Origin of the sequence: Streptomyces sp. NPDC058375 (assembly GCF_042723425.1) — a bacterium.
Classification (GTDB): Bacteria; Actinomycetota; Actinomycetes; order Streptomycetales; family Streptomycetaceae; genus Streptomyces; species Streptomyces durocortorensis.
In genome coordinates this window covers 1-17367 of the sequence record NZ_JBHXJG010000157.1, presented here as the reverse complement: position 1 = coordinate 17367, position 17367 = coordinate 1, and the positions used below count along the sequence as shown (strand labels likewise).

The window sequence follows — 17367 nt, the reverse complement described above, 5'->3', positions numbered from 1 at the left end:
CGCCAAGGCCGAGCGTGCGGCGGGCGGGCGTTCTCGTAACCGACGTGCGGCGGACGCGGGGTTCTCGTAGCCGCCGTGCGGCGGTCATGGCGTCCGCGTTGCCGCCGTACTGCCGTCCGACCACGGGTATCCAGTCCGGGTCGTCGTGCCGTAGTGGGTGGGCATCGCCGACATCAAGTGGGTGGACGACATCGAGGTGAGCGCAAAGCCACTGCTGACGCCGTGGAACACGGGCCTCTACCGGCTGTTCGGCCCCGGGCATCCGCCGGAGGGAAGCGCGCCGCTGACCCGGCAGACGCTGAAGAGCGCCTTCGAACTGGCCCCGGGGCCTCGTTCCCCGCCCACCGGCGTGCGCTGCTGACCGGGCGTTCCTGGTCGGGCGGAGCGCCCGTGCGGGGCGTGGAGGTCAGCACCGACGGGGTGTGCGCTGGCGGGCGGCCCGGCTGCGGGACGAACCGCGGGCCGGGGGCTGGGTGCGCACCTCGTCATGGTGCCGGGCGGGCCCCCGCCAGTACGGCGCCGTGCACGGCGCGGGCGATCCGCGCGCCCCAGGTGGAGCGGGGCCCGGCGAAGGGTTCGCCGCCGTCCCGGCCCGGTTCCGGTGCGGCGACGCACACCGCGTCCGTGGGGGTGCCCGAGCAGTCGAGTCCGGCGTCGAGGAGGGCCTGGACCTTGGCCTCGGTGGCGGTGGCGACGGCGTTGACGAGGGCGGCGTCGGAGAGGGCGAGGGGCAGCGTGACGACGATGTTCACCGTGCCCGGCCGGAACGGAGCCGCCGGAACATCCGCGGAGAGCTCCGGGGCCGCCGCCCAGCCCCGTACGCCGAGGCCCGCCGTGACGGTCGCCGTGACACCGCCGTCGTGGGCGGTCGTGTACGCGGCGACGTCGGCCGCGGTCATCAGCCCGGCGCCCGGACCCGTGAGCCCCTCGGCGGCGGCGATCTCGGCGAGGTGGCGGTCCGGGTCCAGGCGCGGGTAGCCGCCGGGGACCTGGGCGTTCAGGATCCAGGCCCGGGGGCCGATGCCGCCGCCGAGGACCGCGCTGCTGCACACCCGCACACCCGGCCCCAGCCGCCACACGAGGTGGTGGAGGTGGTGCCCGTCCTCGTGCCGGTCGCGGAGGTCCGCGCGGGGTTCGCCGCGTTGCGCGGGCGGCCGGAGGCGTACGGAAGAGATGGCGCACCCCTGGTGGCTCGGCGGGTCGGCGGCGGTCCGTCCTGCGGCCGCCACGGTCCGCCGATCATATGCGGGGCCCGGATCCTCACCCGATTGGCGTAACGGGCTCCGGGACGGTCCGGTGCCGCCGCACAGGGCCGGGGCCCCGGACCGGGCCCTCGGGAGCCCCGATCCCGGCGGGCGGGCGGTTGCACCGTCCATGCGGGTGAGGCGCGATGGAATCCGGACGCGCCACCTCCGGTGGAGCCAACCACAGGGCGTGCCCGAGAGGAGGCATCGGTTATGGGAGCCGCTGACGGTTTCACGGATTCCGGAGAACTCGACGGTCTGACCGTGTACGACAACGACGGCGAGAAGGTCGGCAGCGTGGGCCGGGTGTACGTCGACGACGACACCGGCAAGCCCGACTGGGTCACGGTCAAGACCGGCCTGTTCGGCATGAAGGAGAGCTTCGTCCCGCTCGCCGGAGCCCGTCGCGTGGGCTCCGACCTGCACGTCGCCCATCCGAAGGAGAGCGTCAAGGACGCGCCTCGGGTGGACGCGGACGCGCACCTCTCCGTCGCCGAGGAGGAGGAGCTGTACCGGCACTACGGCCTGACCAGGAAGTCCGGCAATCTCGGTGAGAACCGGTCGGCCGGCATGGACGCGCCGACCACCGCCGGGACCGGGGCGATGGGTGCCGCGGGCGCCGCGGGTGCCGCAGGCGCGGCGGGCACGGCCCGTGGGGGCAGGACGGCCCCCGGCGCCAAGGCGACCGGGAAGGCGACCACGGCGGGAACGGGCGCCGGCGCCGCGACGACGGGAGCAGCGGGCATGGCAGGAGCAGGCAGCGGTACGGGCAGGCACCGCGACACGGACGCCTCCACCACGGCACGCCCGCTGGCGGGCGCCGGAGCGGGCACGTCCCGGGCGGCCGACATGAGCGGCAAGGAGGAGATGATCCGCTCCGAGGAGCAGCTGCACGTCGGCAAGGAGGAGTACGAGAGCGGCAAGGCCCGGCTGCACAAGTACGTGGTGACCGAGGAGGTCACCCGAACCGTTCCGGTCTCCCACGAGGAGGTACGGGTGGTCCGTGAGCCGCTCCAGCCCGGTGAGAAGACCACCGGGACCTCGGACTTCGGCGAGCAGGACGTCGAGGTCACGCTGCACGCGGAGCGCGCCACCGTACGCAAGGAGGCCGTGCCGGTGGAGCGGGTCCGGCTGGAGACCAACCGGGTCACCGAGCAGAAGGAAGTCTCCGCCGAGGTCCGCAAGGAGAAGATCGACTACGCGGACGGCAAGGACATGGGCACCGGCAAGGACGCCGGTGGCGAGTTCGGCCAGGGGCGTCGCCGCTGACCCGCACATCCTCAGGTGGCCACACGGCCGCTCCCACGTCCTCGGCCGCCGGGCGGGCTCGCACTTCGAGTCCGCCCGGCGGGCTGTCCGGGTCCTGGGCCGTCCGGCGCGCTCAGCGGCGCGGCAGGAACCGTACCGAGGGACGTCCGTCCGGACCGTCCGGGGTGACGACGGCCCGGACCCCGTAGACGTCGTCGATGAGTTCCTCGGTGATGACCTCGGCCGGGGTGCCGCCGGCGACGAACCGGTCGGCCTTCATCACGGTGATCCGGTCCGAAGAGCTGCATCGCGGCGACGCCGGAGAGGACGACCCGGTCGGTGGAGCCGCCGAGGGTGTGGCTGAGCAGCAGCACCAGCGCGAAGGAGGCGAACGCCTCGACGAACGCCCCGGCCGACAGCGACACCGCTCCCCCGCTCTCGCTCGGCCTCGCCGACCGGCTGGCCGCCACCGCCACCTGGACCGGCCCTGTCATGAAGGGGCACACGTGTTCACGCAGATCAGACGCGGTGCGGTGGGTCACAGTCCGCGGGGCCGGTACGGCACGGGATCGGCCCCGCCGCACCGGCCAAGCGGATTCCGTCCGGGTTACGGGGCCCGGAGGGCGATCACCGCGTTCTGGCCGCCGAAGCCGAAGGAGTGGCTGACGGCCCGTCGTACGGGCACCTCGCGCGGGACCTTGGTGACGCAGTCGATGGCGAACCCGGGCTCGGGTGCGTCCACGTTCGCGATCGGCGGGATCACCCCGTGCTGGAGCGTGAGGATCGTCAGGCCCGCCTCGATGGCGCCGGCCGCTCCCATGCAGTGGCCCAGTACGCCCTTTGGGGCGGTGACGGGCGGCCGGTGCGGATAGGCCCGGCTGATCAACGCGGCCTCGGTGGCGTCGCCCCGGGGGGTCGACGTCCCGTGCGCGTTGACGTGGTCGACGTCCTCGGGCTGCCAGCCCGCGTCGCGCAGCGCGGCGTCGACGGCGGCCCGCGCGACGTCCCCCGAAGGGTGCGGGCTGGTGGGGTGGTGGGCGTCGGTGGTGGCGCCGGTGCCCGCGATCAGCGCTCGGGGATGGGCGCCTCTGGCCCGGGCGTCCTCGGCCCGCTCCAGGACCATGACGGCCGCACCCTCGCCCATGACGATGCCGGCCCGGTCGGCGGCGAAGGGGCGGCAGAGGCGGGCGGGGTCGCCGTCCCGCGGTGCCGCCGCGCCGGAGCGGGCGAAGCCGGTCATGGCGACCGGGAACACGATCGACTCGGTGGCCCCGGCCACGGCGATGTCGCACTGGCCCAGCGTCAGCATGTCCCGGGCCACCGACAGGGCGGTCACCCCGGACGAACAGGCCGTGCACGGGGCGAGGCTGGGGCCGGTGGCCTTCATCGCGATGGCGATCTCGGCCGCGGGCATGTTCGGGATGGTCAGCAGGATGCCCGAGGGCGAGGTGGCCTCGGGGCCGCGGCGCTCCAGGGCGACGGCCTGTTCGGTGAGTCCGGCGGACCCTCCGCTGCTGGTACCGACCACGACGGCGACCCGGGCGCCGTCCCAGCGCTCCGGGTCGAGCCCGGCGTCGGCGACCGCCTCCCGGGCGGCCAGGAGGGCGAACTTGACGTACCGGCCCATCCGGAACGCGGTCCGGCCGCCGACCGCGTCGTCGAGGTCGATGCCGGAGACCGTACAGGCGAAGTCGACGGCGCAGCCCCGCAGTTCGGGGACGGTGCGGGCGGGCGAAATCCCGGCGCGGACTCCGTCCCAGGTGGTGTCGGTGGTGTGGCCGACCGGGGTGATCATCCCCAGTCCTGTCACGGCGATGGCGGGTCGCTTCATCGGGTGTTGCTCACCGGCACCGTCGCCTCGGCCGCCGCGCTGCCGACGGCCGCGTCGATGTACGCGGAGATGTCGGCCAGGGTGGCGTCCTTGTAGAGCTTCTCGGAGTCGGCGTCGACGCCCAGGGTCTCCTTGATGATGACGGCGAACTCGGCGACCGCGAGGGAGTCCATCTCCAGGCTGTCCATGGTGGACTCCGGCAGGATCTCGGCGGCGGGCACCTTGAACGTCCCGGTCAGCACCTCGGTGATCTTGGGGTGAATGGTCTTCATGGTGTTTCCTCTCTTCGGCGTCCGGTCGGCTTCCTGCTGAGTGGCGGGTCAGTTGAACGCGGTGACCCACCGCCCGAAGTAACTGGATGACGATCTTCCGGTTACGCCTTGCGGCGAACCGATTCGTCTACGCTCACCTGCGGCTTCTCGAACCATCGGGAGAGCATCGAGGTGGTTCCCCAGTACGCCAGGAGGACCCCGCGGGTGCCGAGCGCGGCCACCTTCTCGCGCAGCGGTCGCCTCCGGCTGCCGCAGACGGGCCGCCGGAACTCCGCCGCGCGGCCCCGGATTCCCGCGTGGCGGCCCCGGTGCCAGGGCCCCTCGGGGTCGTCGTAGGCCGCCGCGTAACGGGGCCCGGCGATCGGCCAGTCCGACATCAGGCGCTCGGGAAGCGCGAAGGACGCCACCAGGGCGGAAGTGTGCTCGGCCACGACGGCGATCGCCTCCTCCACCGCGTCGTGCAGAAAGGCGACCTGATCGGCGGTCAGCCGTCCGGTGGCGAGCAGGTCGCCACTGTTGCGGGCGACCCACTGGAGCGCGAAGAGCCTGCGCAACTCGGTCAGCCGTTCGCGCGCCTCGCCTCCGGGCGTGGCGGCGACGGCCTCGGCGTAGGCCTCGTCCGCCTGCCGGCAGGCGTACGCCTCGACGCCGCGCAGCGCGGCCGAGGAAGCGGCGTTCCAGCGGCCGAGCGGGTCACCGGGCGGGGCGGCGCTCATCCGCGTCCGGGCACGGGCGAACCAGAGGTCCTCGACGGCCGTGAACAGGCGGCCGAGGAAGGCCGGGTCGTCCAGGTCGCCTGGGCCCTCGACCTCGGCCCCGTCCCGGTCGGTGGCGCTGAAGAGCATCTCGGCGGCGGCCTTGGCGTGCACGGCGAGGTTGTCGCCCTCGGCGGTGATCGCGCCCTCGATGCCGGTGAACAGCTCGGTCATCCCGTTGTTCTCCAACAGCCCCTGGGCTCCGCACCGTTCGCGGCACTCGACGATGACGGCGCGCGCCTGCCAGGTGATCCACCCCTTGGCGACGGCCACCAGGCGTTCCGCCTCGTCCCGGTCGGTCCCGGGGGCCGACTCCCAGCGGTCCAGGGCCCTGCGGTGCAGCAGGCTCATCGCGTAGACCGTCGCCATCGCCCCGGCCAGCGGCCCGTGGTGGGTGCGGTGCGCGTACACCGGGATCCGGCGGGCGGCGCGCGATCCGGAGATCATCCGGTGGCCGGCGTACCGGACGGCGATGGCCAGGGTGACCCGGGCGGAGCCGACCGCGCAGGCGCTCATGGAGAGCTTGCCGGGAGTGACCCGGCCGATTGAGGTGAGGAACCGCCTTCTGCGGTTGGGGACTTCGCTGCGGAAGCGTCCGTCGTCACCGATCCGCCCCTGCTGTCCAACGAGGAGCGCCTCGCGCGGGACGAAGCAGCGGTCGAAGGAGGTCAGGCAGTGGTCGACCGGGGAGCCCATCCGGGCGGGCAGCCGCCGCACCCGGACACCGGGCAGGGCGCGGTGGGCGTCGGTGAGCGGGGCGAGGAAGAGGAAGACCCCGTGGTCGGCGCCGTCGGCGAGCAACCGGGCCGCCACCACACCGGACTTGGGGCCACCGGCGGGGCTGGTGTTGGGCATGAACTTCTGCGCCCCGGCGTGCGGGGTGTGCAGGACGAAGCCGTCGCGTTCGCGGTCGTACGTCGCGGTGGTCTCGATGGCCGCCGCGTCGTTGCCGTGCGCCACCTCCGTACAGAGGAAGGTGCCCACACGCCGCAGGGCGAGGAAGTCCGACAGGTCGCGCAGCGTGCCCGCGTCGTGGTCGAGGAGGCTGCCGAGAAAGAGGTTGTAGTGGATGCCCGCCACGGTGGTCAGCGCCGGATCGACGGGGCCGAGCCACTCGTGCAGCGCGGCGAGCGCCCGGGGGTCGGCGGCCAGTCGTGCGCCGCTGTCGAGCGCGTTGTTGAGGATGCGCAGCCGGTGGTAGGAGAGGGCGAGCCGTTCGTCGGGGGTGCCGCCACCGGGTCGGCGAAACGGTTCTGTGGTCAGCAGCCGACGCCAGAATCCGTGCTCCTGGCGGAAGTTCGGCCCGAAGAGAGCCGCGGTCAGCAAATCGTTCGTGGACGGCGGAGCCGCGTCGTTCGTGGTTACGGTCACAACACAGTAACGATCAAGGAACGGCGAGGACACCCCTCGCCGTCCCGAAATGCCCCTGTATATCAGGCGCGTTGGAAGGCGAGGGCGACGTTGTGGCCGCCGAAGCCGAAGGAGTGGCTGAGCGCCGTCCCGACCCGCCGGTGGCGGGGCTCCTTGGTCACGCAGTCGAGCGGGAAGGCGTCGGGGAGCGCGTCCAGGTTGGCGATCGGCGGGATGACGGAACGTTCCAGCGTCAGGACGGTGGTCACCGCCTCGATCGCGCCCGCCGCCGCCAGGGTGTGTCCGACGACGCCCTTGGGCGCGGTCACCGGCGGCCGGTGCGGGAAGAGCCGGGAGATGAGGGTGGTCTCCATGGCGTCGTTGAGGGGGGTGGAGGTGCCGTGGGCGTTGATGTGGTCGACATCGCCCGCTGTCCAGCCCGCCTGGTCGAGCGCCGCTTGCACCGCCCGCTGGGCGCCGTGTCCGTCGGGGGCCGGGGCGGTGGGGTGGTGGGCGTCCGTGCTGGAGCCGGCCCCGGTGAGCAGGGCGCGCGGGCGGCCGCCCCGGGCGCGTACCCCCTCTTCGCGCTCCAGGACGAGCATGGCGGCGCCCTCGCCGATGACGAAGCCGTCCCGGTCGGCGGCGAACGGGCGGGACGCGGCCGCCGGGTCGCCGGCGCGGGTGGACAGCGCGCCCATCCGGGCGAACGCGGTGACCACCAGGGGGGTCAGCACCGACTCCGCGCCGCCCGCCACCACCACGTCGCAGCTGCCGCCGAGCAGCAGGTCGCGGGCGACGGCGAGGGCGGTGGCCCCGGAGGCGCAGGCGGTGGCGGGGGCGAGGCTCGGGCCGCCCGCCTTCAGCGCGATGGCGACCTCGCCCGCCGCCGCGTTGGGAATCATCATCGGGACGAGCAGCGGGGAGACCGCGTCGGGGCCCGAGGCCGCCAGCCTGGCCGCGTTGTCGACGAGTACGGAGACGCCGCCGACGCCCACGCCGAGCACCACGCCGACCCGGGTGCCGTCCCACCGGGCCGGGTCGAGGCCGGCGTCGGCGACGGCCTGCCGGGCGGCCACCAGAGCCAGTTTCACGAACCGGGCCATCCGCCACACCGACCGGCCGCCGACCGCCGCGTCCAGGTCGATGCCGTCGACCGGACAGGCGAAGTCGACCGGCAGACCGGCCAGTTCCTCGATCCGCCGGGCGGTGGACCGCCCGGAGCACAGCCCCTCCCAGAAGCTGTGCTCGTCCGCCCCTGCGGGTGTCACCAGGCCGACCCCCGTCACCGCGACGGCGGTGCCGGCTCGGGCCTCGGTGCCCTGATCAGCGGGGAGCGACATGCTGTGTTCCTTCCGTAGAGTCCATGCACATGGTCTGTGACGTTCCGGGCCAGCGAAGTGCCGCCGAACCCCAGGTGAGTCCGCCCCCGAAGGCGGTGAGCAGCACCCGGTCGCCGGAGCGGAGGCGGCCCCCGTCCGCCGCGTCGGCCAGGGCCAGTGGGATGGAGGCGGCGCCGGTGTTGCCGACCCGCTCCAGATGGGTGACGCAGCGCTGCGGTGCGATGCCGACCCGCTCGGCGACGGCGCGCAGGATCCGGGCGTTGGCCTGGTGCGGCACGAAGCGGTCGACCTCGGCCGGGTGCCAGCCGACCCGGTCCAGGAGGGTCCGGCAGGAGCCGGTCATCCGCTCGACGGCGTGCTGGTAGACGGTGCCGCCCTGCATCCGGAAGAACCCGTCGCCCGGGCCCGTCGGCTTCCCGCTCGCCCGGGCGCGGGCCCCGCCGCCGGGGACGGTGATCAGGTCGTAGCCGGTGCCGTCGCTGCCCAGGTCGAACGCGAGCAGTTCCCCGGGGTCGCCGGAGCGCCCGGCGGCCACCAGGGCGGCGCCCGCCCCGTCGCCGAAGACGACGCCCGCCGAGCGGTCGGCGGGGTCGAGCCAGGTCGAGTAGACGTCCGCGCCGACCAGCAGGACGCGTTCGTAGAGCCCCGAGGCGACGAGGCCGTGGCAGACAGCGAGTCCGTAGACGAAGCCGCTGCACACGGCGGCGATGTCCAGCGCCGGTACGGTGCCGAGCCCCAGCCGGGCCGCGAGCGCCGGGGCGGTGCCGGGACACAGGTGGTCGGGGGTGGCGGTGGCGAGGACCACCGCGTCCACCTCGCCCGCCGCCGGGGCGCGGGCCAGCAGCCGGGAGGCCGCCTCGAAGGCGAGGTCACCGGTGGCGACGCCCTCTCCGGCGCGGTGCCGGCTGCCGATGCCGGTACGACGGCGCACCCAGGCGTCGTCCACGTCCCAGTCGGCGGGGAGCCGTTCGTTGCCGACCGGCTCCCCCGGCACCCAGCCCGCCACGCTCCGCAGCACCGCCGTGCGCGTCCCGGCCGCTAAGACGCCCGCCCGCGTCCCCGGCTCCGTACCGCCCTCGGCCGTCCGTCTCCTCGCCACCCGTTGCCCCGATCCGTTGTCGTACTGCGTCGGGTTGACGAACGGCGGGACGTCTCACGAGGGTGCGTTCGACTGCGCCGAACGGGTCATGACGAGACGTCAGTTGAGGGCGCGACGCCTCCGAGGGCCTCCCGGAGCTCGTCCGTGGTCGGCGGGTTGGCGCCGGGCCGGGCGACGGTCACGGCGGCGGAGGCGACCGCGTGGCGCAGGACGTCGGCGACGGTGTCCCGGCCCACGGCGCGCAGCCGGTCGCGGGCTCCGGGTCCGAGGAGGCCGTGCGCGGCCAGCGCGTGGAGAGTGCCGGACATGAACGCGTCGCCCGCTCCGACGGTGTCGGCGACGGTGACGGGCGGCGCTTCGGTGTCGGCCCGGCCGCCGGGGAACAGGGCGAACGCGCCCGCCCCGCCCCGGGTGACGAGGACGAGCGCGGGTCCGGCCGCGAGCCACCGGGTCGCGACCTGCTCCGGCTCCTCGTCCGGGTACAGCCACCGCAGGTCCTCGTCGCTGGCCTTGACCAGGTCGCTCAGCGCGACGCAGCGCTCGACGCGGGCCACGGCGGGGGCGCGGTCGCCCATCAACTCGGGCCGTACGTTGGGGTCGTAGCTGACGGTGGCGACGGCGCGCAGCGACTCCACGGCTGCCAGGACCGTCGCGGCCCCGGGCTCGACGACCGCCGCGATCGAGCCGGTGTGCACATGCCCCGGCACCCGGTCGAGCGCCACCGGGCCGAGGGTCCAGCCGACCTCGAAGGCGTACGTGGCACGGCCCCGGTCGTCCAGGGTGACGGCGGCCGAGGGGGTGGGCCCGGTGGCGTCGTCGGTGCGGACCTCGACCCCGGCGGCGGCCAGGTGGTCGCGGATGAGCCGCCCGTGGGCGTCCGCACCCAACTGGGTGAGCAGGGTGGTGTCGTGGCCGAGCCGGGCCAGGCCGTACGCGACGTTGGCGGGGCTTCCGCCGGGGTGGACCCGGTCGGCCTCCTCGGGCTGCCGGACGATGTCGGCGACGCATTCGCCGATGACCAGCGGATCAAGTCGGTCGGGCATGAGGGTGGGTCTCCTCGGGTCGCGTGTCGTGGAGTTGTCCGGCGGGTACGGGGGCGTGGCCGGGTTCCCGGCCGGCCAGGTGCGGCAGAGGTGCGGGCGGGGCCTCGGCGGGGGCGGCGCGGCGCACCCAGAGAAGGGCTCCGGCCAGGACGGCCAAGGCGGCCAGCAGCCAGGGCAGCGGCCCCGACGGCAGGGTGCCCGCGGCCAGTCCGGCGCCGGCGGCGACCAGTTGCAGCGAGAGCGACTGGACGGAGAGGGCGGTGGCGCGGCCCGAGGCGTCGACCCGGTGGTGCAGGAGGTCGTTCTCGTTGGGGCCCGCCGCTCCGAGGCCGAGGTACACGAGTCCGTAGCCGGTGACGGCGGTCGTCGTGGCGAGCGGGCTCATCGAGTGCGCGGTGATCCCGAGGAGGGTCAGCCCCAGCGCCGTGAGTCCGAGGCTCACGAGCACCGCACGCTCGCCGCTGCCGGCGAACCGGGCCACGAGCGGGGCGAGTTGGCTGCCGATGGCCGAGCACAGGAACCCGGCGCAGGCCAGCCCGGCGAAGACCAGGGCCCCGGATTCGGCGGTTCCCATGAGGGCGGCGGCGCGGCCCGGGGTGAGCAGCTCGACGGCGGCGAGGGCGGCCCCGGCGGCGCTCGCGGTCAGCAGGATGCGCCGGATGAGGGCGTCCCGGGCGCCGAGCCGCAGCCCGGCGGCGATGGTGGCGGGCACGCCTGCGACGACCCGGCGCAGGGTGGTGCGGGGCCGAGGCGGTTCGGGCAGGGCGCTCAGCACGTAGAGCACGAAGACGACCTCGACCAGCGCCCCGAGCAGGGCGGGCACGGAGAGCGGGATGACGAGCCCGGCGGTCCTGTCGGTCAGCCACTTCCCCGCGCCGGGGGCGAGGCCGAGCAGCCAGGGCAGCCCGCCGCCGAGCAGGGTGCCCAGCGCGAGGGCGGCCGAGGTGGCGGAGCTGCCGCGCGCAAGGCCCGTACGCAGGTCGGCGCCGGGCCCCGCGTGGGCGTGGACGGTGTCGACGTACCAGGCCTCGGCGGGCCCGCTGGACAGGGCGCGGGCGAGGCCCATCAGGGCCATGCCGAGCGCGATCGCCCAGCCCGCCGCGCCGAGGCCGATGAGGGTGAACGCGGTGAGGTTGAGCAGCCCGGCGACGGCTAGGACGGGGCGTCGCCCGATGACGTCGGAGAGGCCGCCGGTGGGCAGTTCCATCGCGGCGGCCGTGAGGGAGTGCGCGGCGTAGAAGCCCGCGATGGCGGCGAGGCCCATGCCCCGTTCGGTGAAGAGGAGCACGCCCGTCGCGATGGACATGCCGATGGGGAGCCAGAAGAGGAAGGAGACCGTGACGTAACGGCGGCGCGCGGTCGCCTCGTCCGGGCCGCTGTGCCCGGGCACGGCGGCGGAAAGGCCCGACCCGGCGATCACGAGGCGTCTTTGGAGGCGGCGGTGCTGGTGTCCTGGTCGGCCACCGGGTCCGGGGCCAGCGGCAGTCCGGCGGTGAACAGGACGACCTGTTCGGCGCGGGGATCCCCGGCGTCACGAGCGGTGAGCTCGTCCGTCTTCGCCTGAAGCACCTCCCACAGCTCGGCGAGGGACTCCGGGGTCAGCCGGGGCATGGAGTCGCTGACGCCCGACGGTTCCTGCCACTCCTCACCCAGCCGGCCGCTGTCCAGATCCGCCTCGTGGCGGTCCAGCGACTGCTGGAGGTGCTCGATCTGACGGCGGTGCAGGACGCTGAGGATCGTGCTGCCGCCGGGGGTGCGGTGCATCGCCTCGTTGCTCCACGAGGTCATGTCGTGCACGGACTTCCAGCGGCGTTCCCGGCTGTCGCGGTGGTCGGCCTCAGCGACGAACGCGTATTTGGCGAGCACCCTCAGGTGGTAGCTGGTGGAGGCCGAGGACTCCCCCGTCCTGACCGCGAGCTCACTGGCCGTGGCCGGACCGTGCTGCCGCAGCAGCCCGAGCAGGGTGAGGCGCAGGGGGTGGGTGAGCGCCTTGAGGGCGGCCCCGTCCTGCGCCGGATCGAGTATGCGACGACCGTCTTCGCTGTCCATGACAGCAGCGTAGAACGGCGGATCCACTTTCCCAAAGTAATTTTGCAGAATATTTTTGGGAAAGATGCGGGAAGTCCGGCCGACGCCCGTCAGGACTCGCCCCGGGCCTCCCGCCGCGCCCGAAGCACCTCCATCACGTCCCGGCACCAGTCGCGGTTGGCGCGTTCGAAGTCCCGCCCTCGGCGGCAGGTGAGATACGGGCCGACGCGCGCACCGCGGAGCAGGAACTCCGCCTCGTCCAGCTCCCCGCGCATCCTGCGCAACTGCTCCTCGAACAGCGCGGCCTTGGCCTCGGCGAAGGCGTACCGCTCGGTGAGCCGTTCGATCAGTACGCCGACGTCGAGATGGTCGGCCGCCTGGACCTGGACCAGCAGGTCCTCCCGGAGGAACGCGGGCTTGGCGGCGGCGGACGCGAAGCTCTCCAGCTCGGTCAGCCCCTCCCCGGTGACCCGGAACAGCCGCTTGTTGGGGCGCCCCTCCTGGACGACCTCGCGCCCGGCGACCAGGCCCTCCTTCTCCAGCCTGGCCAGCTCCGCGTAGACCTGCTGCGGCAGGGCGTGCCAGAAGTTCGCGACGCCCGCCGCGAACGCCTTCGTCACCTGGTAGCCGCTCAGCTCCTCGTCGAGCAGCGCCGCCAGCACCGCATGGCGCAACGCCATCGGACCGCCTCCCTCTCAGCCGGGCCGGAGCGGATCCCGTCCACCCCTGTCCGGAACGCCGGCCTCATGATAGTCAAGAAACTGACTAGTCACTTTCTTGACTACGAGGAGGACACATGACCACCGCAGTGGACCGCTTCCGTGCCGCCGTCGACAGCCGCGACCTCGGCGCCCTGGACGATCTGTTCACCGAGGACATCCGGCTCTACAGCCCGGTGAAGTTCACCCCCTTCGAGGGCAGGCCGGCGGTGCTGGGGCTGTTCGGCGTCCTGCTGCGCACCTTCGAGGACTTCCGTTACGTCGGCGAGTTCGCGGGTGCCTCGCAGACGAGCGCCGACGGGGCCGAGGCCCCGTCGGCGGTCCTGCTGTTCCGGGCGACGGTCGGGGGCAAGGAGATCCACGGCATCGACCTCCTGCACGTGGACGAGGACGGACGCATCAAGGAGTTCACCGTGATGGTCCGCCCGGCCTCCGCAGTCCAGGCGCTGGGCGAGGCGGTGCTCGCCGGGCTCGTCGCCGACGGGCTCGCCCCCGCCCCGTAGGACCCGGGACTCAGCTCGCCCGCGCCGCCTCCAGGGCGTCCGCGACCAGGCCCAGGAAGCGGGCGTGGTCGCGGGGCCCGTAGAGGGGCTCGGGGTTCCACGGGACGACGGGCGTCGGCACACCCGCGCTTCCCCGCAGTTCTTCGAGCGGGGCGGCGTGGGCGCGGATGTCGGTCAGGATCACCTCGGGGCGCAGCGCGAAGGTGTCGGCGCGGCTCTGCGTGGACCAGTTGACCCCGGGGCCTTCGGCGGGCTCCACCAGCCGGACGCCCAGTTCGGTGAGCACCCGCAGCTCTGGCCACATCCTGGGGCGTGCGACATGCGCCCGGTCCGGGTCGGCCGGGGAGAGGGCGAGCACCCGGGGCGCGTCGGCGGACGTGGCGGCGACGACGGCCCGCAGCCTTTCCCGGGCGGCGTCCAGGTCGCGGTCCGCGCCCGGCCGGTCCGTGGCGCCGAGCGAGCGGGCCAGTTCGGCGAAGCGGTCGCCGATCTCACCGAACGTACGGGCCTGACTGACGTCGAGGACGACCACCGGAACCCTCTCCTCCAGGGGCTTGGCCGTCTCGGGGGCCAGCCCGTAGACATGGCCGCCGCCGTAGCTGACGGCCACCACGAGGTCCGGCGCTACGCTCAGCAGCCGTTCGACGTCCAGGGCGCTGCCCGCACCGACGTACGCGACCTCGTCCAGCGGCAGGGTTCCGGTCTTCGCCGTGTCGGGGTCGGGCCCGTCATGGTCGGAGCCGAAGATCGCCACCGGCCGGATTCCGAGGTCCCACAGGGTGGCCCCGGCCTGAACATAGGCCAGCACCCGCCCGGGCGGGCGGGGTGCCGTCGACTGCTGACCCCGGTCGTCGGAGAACCGCCATTCGCCCTGTTCCGTCACGTCACACACGCCCCTCTGCCGCCGGCTGCCGTTCCGTTCGTGCGAGTTCGCACACGTGTACCTGCCCACCTCCTCGCCGCCACACCCCTCCGGCCAGGGAACAAACGGCCGCCGACCGGTTTCGGGCACAACGGGCGAGCCGCATCACGGAGTGTTATGAATGAGTAACTTTCAGCCATCGGGCGGCCCCCCGGGGCCTGCCCCTTCCGGACGGAGTCGACTCCCATGCGCGCGACCCTCGTGAAGGCGGCCCTGGCCGTGGGCATCGGTGTGTCGCTCTGCGCCGCCCCGGCGGACGCACCGGCCACCGCCTCGCCCGCGGCACGTTCGGCGGCGGGGGCGGCGCAGTGCCCCGTGGTCGACGTGCTGGTCGTCCACACGCCGAAGGCGGCGCGGCAGGTCGGCGGCGAGCACCGGGTGCCCGCGTCGGCCCAGCGGATCGCGACGCGGATGAACCGGTCCCTGGCCGGGGGCGGGCTCTGCGGCGTCATCCGCGTCGTCCACCCGTACACGGCGACCGATTACGAGGGGTCGGAGGAGTTCCGTGCCGCGTACGCCCTCCTCAAGGACCACGCGTCGGGGCTCGGGCGCCAGGTGCACGAACAGCGGGCGCGGTACGGCGCCGATCTGGTCACGCTGGTCGTGGACCGGCCTGAGCGGGGCGGTGGCACGGCGGACTACACGCCCGCGCTGGACCGTTCCACGGACGAGTACGCCTACGCGGTCGTCGACGTCGACGGCATCGGCCTGGATTCGGCGAGCCACGAGATCGGCCACAACCTGGGCCTCGCCCACGACCGTACGACGCTGGCGGCGGGCGCGGACGGTTCGATGAGCGTGAGCCGCGACCGCCCGTACAACACCGGCTGGATCACGGAGGACGGCACGCACTACACGATCATGGCGTACCGCTCCGCGTGCGGGGACCGCTGCCGGCGGATCAGCCGGTTCTCCAGCGCGACGGGGACGTGGAAGGGCCACCGGCTGGGCGACGCGGACAACGACGGCGTACGTGTGCTGCGCGAGACCATGCCGATCGTCGCCGGCTACCGCACCAAGGGCTGAGCCGAGGGAGGGCCCGGCTCAGCCTGCGGCCGGGGCGGACCCGCCCGCGTCCGTGCCGGGTTCCCGCTGGGGTTCGGGCCGCCGCAGCTCGACGTTGAACTGGGCGCCGGCCAGCAGCGACAGGTTGGCGAACCACACCCAGATGAGGAAGACGACGAGCCCGGCGAGCGATCCGTACAGCCTGCTGTAGCTGCCGACCTGGGTCGCGTACAGGGCGAACAGCGCCGATGCGGTGAGCCAGCAGAACGCGGCGAGTATCCCGCCGGGCAGGCCCCGGCGGACACCGCGCGCGGAGCGGGGGCCGGTGCTGAAGAGGACCATGATCAGGCAGGCGACGAGGCAGACCAGCAGCGGCCACTTCAGCGCCGCCCACAGGGTCTCCCCCTCGTGCGGCAGGCCGACGCGGCGGCCGAGCCAGCGGGCCAGCGGGCCGGTCATGACCAGGGCGAAGGCGCTGGTCATCAGAAGGAGCAGCAGGCCGATCGCCGAGACGACGATGATGTGCGCCTGCCGCAGGGGCGGGCGGTTGTCCCGGACGCCGTGCATCGCGTGCATCGCCCGGCGGAACACGGCGAGGTAGCTGCACGCGGACCACACGGCGCTGACGGATCCCGTCGCGACGAGCAGCCAGACGGCGGAGCGCTGCTCGGTCGCCGCCTCCAACGGCCTGCGCAGCGCCTCCCCGGACTCGGCGGGCGCGAACGCCGTGATGTCGGAGATCAGCGCGCTGGTCGCGTCGGGGTTGGCGAGGCCGATCACGGACACGGTGACCAGGAGCGCCGGGAGCAGGGCGAGGATGGCGTAGTACGTCAGGGCGGCGGCCCAGTCGGTGATGTCGTCGTTCCACAGGGAGACCGGAGTGCGGCGCAGAGCGGTGCGCCAGCGGCGGGGCGGTGCGGTGCGTCCGTCAGCGGGGGCGGTGTTGTCCGCGGCGGACGCGGTCTGGGTGGGCAAGCTGGTACTCCGGGGACGTGGGCGGGCGCGGCCGGCGGGGTGACCTGCCCGTTCCCGGACGTGCCGACCCTGCTCGATCCTCTCCTGCCACGTCGCGGCCGCGGCACACCTGGGGGTGTCCCGGCGATCGGTGGCCGTCAGTCGTTGACGGCCGTGAGCAGGACCACGGCGTCCTGGAGCGCCAGCAGCCCGTGCCGTTCCTGCGGGATCGGGTGGAGGGTTCCGGCAGGGAGTTCCGCGTCGCCGGACGCAGCGGTGAGGCGGACGCTGCCGCGCAGCACGAGGAGCGAGGCGGCGGGCGGCGCGTTGTGCTCGTCGAGCGCGGTCCCCTCGGTGAGGGCGATCACCGTCTGCCGCAGGGGTGGCTGCTGGAGCAGGAGGTGGGCGCTGCGGCCGTGCGCGGAGGCGCGGGCCGCGGTCAGGTGTTCCTCGGCGAGTGCGTTGAGGTCGTCCATGTGCCCCACTGTGCCGCAGTCGCACGCGCCCCGCGATCCTGGCGTGCCCGGACGGCAGGGGCTGTCCTGGTGGTCCGGACTCAGCGGGGCGCCTTGGCGGTGGAGCCCCGGACCACCAGCTCCGGCTCGAACAGCAGCTCGTCCGGCGGAAGGGTGCCGCCCTGGATGCCCGCGCAGAGCAGTTCGACGGCGGCCCGGCCCATGGCCTCGATGGGCCGGCGGATGGTGGTGAGCGGGAGTTCGGTGCAGTTCATGAACGCCGAGTCGTCGTAGCCGACGACCGAGATGTCGGACGACACTCCCCGAGGCCGCGCCTGCGGGCCGCGCAGACCGAGGCCAGGTGGCGCCAGGCGCGCCCGATGGCGACCGCGTCGTCGCAGGAGACGCAGGGAAGTCCAGTCCTTCTATGGGGGGGGTGATCAGCACGACGGGGATGCGGCGCTCGGCGAGCCGGTGGGAGTGCTCGTGGGCCTCGTCGGCCTGCGCGAACAGCCCGCCGAGTTGCGGAGAATGAGAGACCGTCCACCGTTCCGACAACAGCCGGACGGCCTGTCCGGCCCCATGTGGCGGGGCCGGAC

The 17367-nt window shown here is 74.0% G+C and carries 16 protein-coding genes and 4 pseudogenes; 4 read left to right on the top strand and 16 right to left on the bottom strand.

From position 1 onward, the window contains the following. Positions 1 to 109: 109 nt before the first annotated feature. Positions 110 to 485: pseudogene (locus ACFWM7_RS23335) on the top strand (molybdopterin-dependent oxidoreductase); the annotation flags it as partial. Here ACFWM7_RS23335 and ACFWM7_RS23330 read toward each other — a convergent pair. Continuing rightward, complete coding sequence (locus tag ACFWM7_RS23330) at positions 486 to 1175, bottom strand: adenosylcobinamide amidohydrolase (protein ID WP_383263459.1); 690 nt, start codon at positions 1173 to 1175, stop codon at positions 486 to 488. A gap of 282 nt (positions 1176 to 1457) precedes the next feature. Between ACFWM7_RS23330 and ACFWM7_RS23325 the strand changes: the two genes are divergently transcribed. Then, the gene (locus ACFWM7_RS23325; protein WP_383263457.1) at positions 1458 to 2513 is read left to right on the top strand and encodes a PRC and DUF2382 domain-containing protein; all 1056 of its coding nucleotides are present in this window, start codon (positions 1458 to 1460) and stop codon (positions 2511 to 2513) included. Positions 2514 to 2625: 112 nt separating this feature from the next. On the opposite strand, the pseudogene ACFWM7_RS23320 reads toward ACFWM7_RS23325, so the two are convergent. The 11 genes and pseudogenes from ACFWM7_RS23320 to ACFWM7_RS23270 form a co-directional block, all read right to left on the bottom strand. Then, positions 2626 to 2787: pseudogene (locus tag ACFWM7_RS23320) on the bottom strand (ABC transporter ATP-binding protein); the annotation flags it as partial. Position 2788: 1 nt separating this feature from the next. After that, positions 2789 to 2926: pseudogene (locus tag ACFWM7_RS23315) on the bottom strand (iron ABC transporter permease); the annotation flags it as partial. 173 nt (positions 2927 to 3099) lie between these two features. After that, positions 3100 to 4323 carry a beta-ketoacyl-[acyl-carrier-protein] synthase family protein gene (locus ACFWM7_RS23310; RefSeq protein ID WP_383263456.1) on the bottom strand — a complete coding sequence of 408 codons (1224 nt, stop codon included), beginning with the start codon at positions 4321 to 4323 and terminating at the stop codon, positions 3100 to 3102. Continuing rightward, on the bottom strand, positions 4320 to 4595 hold the full coding sequence (locus ACFWM7_RS23305; protein WP_164619385.1) for an acyl carrier protein: 276 nt from the start codon (positions 4593 to 4595) through the stop codon (positions 4320 to 4322). The genes ACFWM7_RS23310 and ACFWM7_RS23305 overlap by 4 nt, the downstream gene beginning before the upstream one ends. A gap of 101 nt (positions 4596 to 4696) precedes the next feature. Next, positions 4697 to 6721: an acyl-CoA dehydrogenase gene (locus tag ACFWM7_RS23300; protein ID WP_383263455.1), complete on the bottom strand. Its 2025-nt coding sequence runs from the start codon at positions 6719 to 6721 to the stop codon at positions 4697 to 4699. Positions 6722 to 6783: 62 nt separating this feature from the next. Continuing rightward, complete coding sequence (locus ACFWM7_RS23295) at positions 6784 to 8040, bottom strand: beta-ketoacyl-[acyl-carrier-protein] synthase family protein (protein ID WP_383263453.1); 1257 nt, start codon at positions 8038 to 8040, stop codon at positions 6784 to 6786. Then, positions 8024 to 9058 (bottom strand): beta-ketoacyl-ACP synthase 3, encoded by a 1035-nt coding sequence (locus tag ACFWM7_RS23290; protein ID WP_383263451.1) that lies wholly within the window; start codon positions 9056 to 9058, stop codon positions 8024 to 8026. The genes ACFWM7_RS23295 and ACFWM7_RS23290 overlap by 17 nt, the downstream gene beginning before the upstream one ends. 167 nt (positions 9059 to 9225) lie before the next feature. Then, on the bottom strand, positions 9226 to 10182 hold the full coding sequence (locus ACFWM7_RS23285) for a carbohydrate kinase (protein WP_383263450.1): 957 nt from the start codon (positions 10180 to 10182) through the stop codon (positions 9226 to 9228). Beyond that, positions 10166 to 11602: an MFS transporter gene (locus tag ACFWM7_RS23280; RefSeq protein ID WP_383263449.1), complete on the bottom strand. Its 1437-nt coding sequence runs from the start codon at positions 11600 to 11602 to the stop codon at positions 10166 to 10168. Before ACFWM7_RS23280 ends, ACFWM7_RS23285 begins: the two co-directional genes overlap by 17 nt. Further along, entirely contained in the window at positions 11599 to 12231 is a 633-nt protein-coding gene (locus ACFWM7_RS23275; RefSeq protein ID WP_383263448.1) for a helix-turn-helix domain-containing protein, read from the bottom strand. The genes ACFWM7_RS23280 and ACFWM7_RS23275 overlap by 4 nt, the downstream gene beginning before the upstream one ends. Before the next feature lie 89 nt (positions 12232 to 12320). Beyond that, entirely contained in the window at positions 12321 to 12890 is a 570-nt protein-coding gene (locus ACFWM7_RS23270; RefSeq protein ID WP_383263446.1) for a PadR family transcriptional regulator, read from the bottom strand. Positions 12891 to 13006: 116 nt separating this feature from the next. Between ACFWM7_RS23270 and ACFWM7_RS23265 the strand changes: the two genes are divergently transcribed. Further along, complete coding sequence (locus ACFWM7_RS23265) at positions 13007 to 13432, top strand: nuclear transport factor 2 family protein (protein WP_383263445.1); 426 nt, start codon at positions 13007 to 13009, stop codon at positions 13430 to 13432. A gap of 10 nt (positions 13433 to 13442) precedes the next feature. Here ACFWM7_RS23265 and ACFWM7_RS23260 read toward each other — a convergent pair whose 3' ends face one another. Then, positions 13443 to 14315, bottom strand: coding sequence for an ABC transporter substrate-binding protein (locus tag ACFWM7_RS23260; protein ID WP_383263444.1), 873 nt, complete (start codon positions 14313 to 14315; stop codon positions 13443 to 13445). 225 nt (positions 14316 to 14540) lie between these two features. Here ACFWM7_RS23260 and ACFWM7_RS23255 point away from each other — a divergent pair, with 225 nt between their 5' ends. Continuing rightward, a complete protein-coding gene (locus ACFWM7_RS23255; protein WP_383263443.1) occupies positions 14541 to 15380 on the top strand; it encodes a M12 family metallo-peptidase in 840 nt (279 codons plus the stop codon). An 18-nt stretch (positions 15381 to 15398) separates the two neighbouring features. On the opposite strand, the gene ACFWM7_RS23250 is transcribed toward ACFWM7_RS23255, so the two are convergent. The 3 genes and pseudogenes from ACFWM7_RS23250 to ACFWM7_RS23240 all read right to left on the bottom strand — a co-directional run. Then, the gene (locus ACFWM7_RS23250; RefSeq protein ID WP_383263442.1) at positions 15399 to 16334 is read right to left on the bottom strand and encodes a YihY/virulence factor BrkB family protein; all 936 of its coding nucleotides are present in this window, start codon (positions 16332 to 16334) and stop codon (positions 15399 to 15401) included. Between the two features lie 137 nt (positions 16335 to 16471). Beyond that, entirely contained in the window at positions 16472 to 16789 is a 318-nt protein-coding gene (locus tag ACFWM7_RS23245; protein WP_030082419.1) for a hypothetical protein, read from the bottom strand. A gap of 80 nt (positions 16790 to 16869) precedes the next feature. Further along, positions 16870 to 17287: pseudogene (locus ACFWM7_RS23240) on the bottom strand (substrate-binding domain-containing protein); the annotation flags it as partial. Positions 17288 to 17367 lie beyond the last annotated feature (80 nt).